At 68.7% G+C, this 4080-nt stretch carries 6 protein-coding genes; all 6 read left to right on the forward strand.

Annotated elements, in window-relative coordinates; all coding sequences use genetic code 11:
- On the forward strand, nt 1-618 hold a 618-nt coding region (gene ccmA, locus ACLJRE_RS23685), incomplete at its 5' end, for a cytochrome c biogenesis heme-transporting ATPase CcmA (protein WP_000888532.1).
- Entirely contained in the window at nt 615-1274 is a 660-nt protein-coding gene (ccmB, locus tag ACLJRE_RS23690; RefSeq protein WP_000990033.1) for a heme exporter protein CcmB, read from the forward strand. The genes ccmA and ccmB, both read left to right, overlap by 4 nt.
- A 51-nt stretch (nt 1275-1325) precedes the next feature.
- Nucleotides 1326-2063, forward strand: coding sequence for a heme ABC transporter permease (locus ACLJRE_RS23695; protein ID WP_015405834.1), 738 nt, complete (start codon nt 1326-1328; stop codon nt 2061-2063).
- On the forward strand, nt 2060-2272 hold the full coding sequence (gene ccmD, locus ACLJRE_RS23700; protein ID WP_000074110.1) for a heme exporter protein CcmD: 213 nt from the start codon (nt 2060-2062) through the stop codon (nt 2270-2272). The genes ACLJRE_RS23695 and ccmD overlap by 4 nt, the downstream gene beginning before the upstream one ends.
- The gene (gene ccmE, locus ACLJRE_RS23705) at nt 2269-2748 is read left to right on the forward strand and encodes a cytochrome c maturation protein CcmE (protein WP_001053618.1); all 480 of its coding nucleotides are present in this window, start codon (nt 2269-2271) and stop codon (nt 2746-2748) included. Before ccmD ends, ccmE begins: the two co-directional genes overlap by 4 nt.
- Nucleotides 2745-4080 (forward strand): heme lyase CcmF/NrfE family subunit (locus tag ACLJRE_RS23710; RefSeq protein ID WP_410957609.1); only part of this gene is annotated, 1336 nt, incomplete at its 3' end. The genes ccmE and ACLJRE_RS23710, both read left to right, overlap by 4 nt.

The following is a 4080-nucleotide window of genomic DNA, read 5'->3' on the forward strand; positions in this document are numbered from 1 at the left end:
ATGCTTGAAGCCAGAGATCTGTACTGCGAGCGGGACGAGAGGACGCTGTTTCGCGGGCTGTCGTTCACCGTGGACGCCGGGGAGTGGGTGCAGGTCACCGGCGGCAACGGCGCCGGAAAAACCACCCTGCTGCGCCTGCTGACCGGGCTGGCGCGCCCGGACGGCGGGGAGGTGTACTGGCAGGGCGAGCCCCTGCGCCGCGTGCGCGACAGCTTCCATTCCGGCCTGCTGTGGATAGGGCACCAGCCGGGGATTAAAACCCGCCTGACGGCGCGGGAGAACCTGCACTTCTTCCACCCCGGCGACGGCGCGCGCCTCCCGGAGGCGCTGGCGCAGGCCGGGCTGGCGGGATTTGAGGACGTGCCGGTCGCCCGGCTTTCGGCCGGGCAGCAGCGCCGGGTGGCGCTGGCCCGCCTGTGGCTGACCCGCGCCGCGCTGTGGGTGCTCGACGAACCGTTCACCGCCATTGACGTTAACGGCGTGGCGCGCCTCACCCGGCGGATGGCGGCGCACACGGCGCAGGGCGGGATGGTCATTCTCACCACCCACCAGCCGCTGCCGGGGGCCGCGGATACCGTCCGCCGCCTGGCGCTGACCGGCGGGGAGGCAGGGCTGTGATGTGGCGTGTCTTCTGTCTCGAACTGCGCGTGGCGTTCCGCCACGGCGCGGACATCGCCGGCCCGCTGTGGTTCTTCCTGATGGTCATCACCCTGTTTCCGTTAAGCGTCGGGCCGCAGCCGCAGCTGCTGGCGCGTATCGCGCCGGGCATCATCCAGGTGGCGGCGCTGCTGGCCTCGCTGCTGGCGCTGGAGCGGCTGTTTCGCGACGACCTGCAGGACGGCAGCCTGGAGCAGCTGATGCTGCTGCCGGTGCCGCTGCCGGCGGTGGTGCTGGCGAAGGTGCTGGCCCACTGGGCGGTGACCGGCCTGCCGCTGATTATGCTCTCCCCGCTGGTGGCGCTGCTGCTGGGGATGGACGTGTACGGCTGGAAAATCATGGCGCTGACGCTGCTGCTCGGCACGCCGGCGCTGGGGTTTCTCGCCGCGCCGGGCGTCGGGCTGACGGCCGGCCTGCGGCGCGGCGGCGTCCTGCTGGGCATTCTGGTGCTGCCGCTGAGTGTCCCGGTGCTGATTTTCGCCGCTGCGGCGATGGACGCGGCATCGATGCATTTACCCGCTGACGGCTATCTGGCGGTGCTGGGGGCGCTGCTGGCGGGCAGCGCAACGTTAAGCCCGTTCGCCACCGCGGCGGCGCTGCGCCTCAGCGTGCAGTAGCGCCCCGGCGCGACGGACATTTTACTGGTTTCAGGAGGTCAGGTGACGACTATGTGGAAAACCCTTCATCAGCTGGCGGCGCCGCCCCGGCTGTATCAGATTTGCGGCAGGCTCGTGCCGTGGCTGGCGGCGGCCGGCATCATCGTGCTGGCCACCGGCTGGGTCCGGGGCTTTGGTTTCGCCCCGGCGGACTACCAGCAGGGGGAGGGCTACCGCATTATGTACCTGCATGTCCCGGCGGCCATCTGGTCAATGGGTATCTATGCGGCGATGGCGGTGGCGGCGTTTACCGGGCTGGTCTGGCAGATGAAAATGGCCAGCCTTGCCGTCGCGGCGATGGCGCCGGTGGGGGCGGTGTACACCTTCATCGCGCTGGTCACCGGCGCGGCGTGGGGCAAACCGATGTGGGGCACCTGGTGGGTGTGGGACGCGCGCCTGACCTCGGAGCTGGTGCTGCTGTTTCTCTACGCCGGGGTCATCGCCCTGTGGCACGCCTTTGACGACCGTAAAATGGCCGGGCGCGCGGCGGGCATTCTGGTGCTGGTCGGCGTGGTGAACCTGCCGGTTATCCACTATTCCGTCGAGTGGTGGAACACCCTGCACCAGGGCTCGACGCAGATGCAGCAGAGTATCGACCCGGCGATGCGCTCACCGCTGCGCTGGGCCATCGCCGGCTACCTGCTGCTCTTTATGACGCTGGCGCTGATGCGGATGCGCAACCTGATTTTACTGATGGAAAAACGCCGCCCGTGGGTGAGCGAACTGATACTGAAAAGGGGGCACCGGTGAGTCCGGCATTTTCATCGTGGAGCGATTTTTTCGCCATGGGCGGGTACGCCTTTTTTGTCTGGCTGGCGGTGGCGATGACCGTGGCGCCGCTGGCGCTGCTGGCGCTGCACACGGTGCTGCAGCGCCGGGCCATTCTGCGCGGCGTGGCGCAGCAGCGGGCGCGCGAGGCGCGGATGCGTGCCGCACAGGCGCAACAGGAGGCCGCGTGAACCTGCGACGTAAAAACCGGCTATGGGTGGTCTGCGCGGTGCTGGCGGGCCTGGGGCTGACCACCGCCCTGGTCCTGTACGCGCTGCGCGCGAATATCGACCTGTTCTATACCCCCGGCGAAATTCTCTACGGCAAGCGCGAGACGCAGCAGCTGCCGGCGGCGGGCCAGCGCCTGCGCGTCGGCGGGATGGTGATGCCCGGCAGCGTCAGGCGCGACCCGGACTCGCTGAAGGTGAACTTCAGCCTCTACGACGCCGAGGGGTCGGTGACGGTGAGCTATGAGGGGATACTGCCGGACCTGTTCCGCGAGGGGCAGGGGGTGGTGGTGCAGGGCACCCTGGAGAAGGGCAACCACGTCCTGGCGCACGAGGTGCTGGCCAAGCATGACGAGAACTACACCCCGCCGGAAGTGGAAAAGGCGATGCAGGAAAACCACCGCCGCCCGCAACGCGCTGATAAGGACACCTCATCATGATGCCTGAATACGGCCACGCGCTGCTGTGCCTGGCGCTCGGCGTGGCGCTGCTGCTGTCCGTTTACCCGCTGTGGGGCGTGGCGCGCGGCGACGCGCGGATGATGGCGTCGGCCGGGGTGTTCGCCTGGCTGCTGTTCATCTGCGTGGCGGGCGCGTTTTTCGTGCTGGTGCACGCCTTTGTGGTTAACGACTTCACCGTGGCCTATGTCGCCGGCAACTCGAACACGCAGCTGCCGGTGTGGTACCGGGTGGCCGCCACCTGGGGAGCGCACGAGGGCTCGCTGCTGCTGTGGGTGCTGCTGATGAGCGGCTGGACCCTGGCGGTGGCGGTGTTCAGCCGGCAGGTGCCGGCGGATATCGTCGCCCGGGTGCTGGCGGTGATGGGGATGGTCTGCGCCGGTTTTCTGGCGTTCATCCTGTTCACCTCCGGCCCGTTCGCCCGCACGCTGCCGGCCTTTCCGGTGGAGGGGCGCGACCTGAACCCGCTGCTGCAGGACCCGGGGCTGATTTTCCACCCGCCGCTGCTGTACATGGGCTATGTCGGCTTCTCGGTGGCCTTCGCCTTCGCCATCGCCGCGCTGCTGAGCGGGCGTCTGGACAGCGCGTTCACCCGTTTTGCCCGCCCGTGGACGCTGGCGGCGTGGGTGTTCCTGACGCTGGGCATCGTGCTCGGCTCGGCGTGGGCCTACTACGAGCTGGGCTGGGGCGGCTGGTGGTTCTGGGACCCGGTGGAGAACGCCTCCTTTATGCCGTGGCTGGCGGGCACCGCCCTGCTGCACTCGCTGGCGGTCACGGAACAGCGCGCCGGCTTCAGGGCGTGGACGCTGCTGCTGTCCATCTGCGCCTTCTCGCTGTGCCTGCTGGGCACCTTCCTGGTGCGCTCCGGGGTGCTGGTGTCGGTTCACGCCTTCGCCTCCGACCCGGCGCGCGGGATGTTTATCCTCGCCTTTATGGTGCTGGTCACCGGCGGCTCGCTGCTGCTGTTCGCCGTGCGCGGGCACAGGGTGCGTTCGCGGGTGAACAACACGCTGTGGTCGCGCGAGTCGCTGCTGCTCGGCAACAACGTCCTGCTGATGGCCGCCATGCTGGTGGTGCTGCTGGGCACCCTGCTGCCGCTGGTGCACAAACAGCTGGGGCTGGGCAGCATTTCGGTGGGGGAGCCGTTCTTTAACACCATGTTCACCTGGCTGATGGTCCCCTTTGCCCTGCTGCTGGGGGTGGGGCCGCTGGTGCGCTGGGGCCGGGACCGGCCGCGTAAAATCAGGGCGCTGCTGCTCACCGCCCTGGTCTCCACCCTGGCGCTGTCGGTACTGCTGCCGTGGCTGTTGCTGG

Source organism: Salmonella sp. SAL04157 (assembly GCF_046551635.1).
GTDB lineage: Bacteria > Pseudomonadota > Gammaproteobacteria > Enterobacterales > Enterobacteriaceae > Salmonella > Salmonella enterica.

Bases quoted from the DNA above. Each gene is read 5' to 3' on its own strand.
- ACLJRE_RS23695 (WP_015405834.1), top strand. From the start codon at position 1,326: ATGTGGAAAACCCTTCATCAGCTGGCGGCGCCGCCCCGGCTGTATCAG.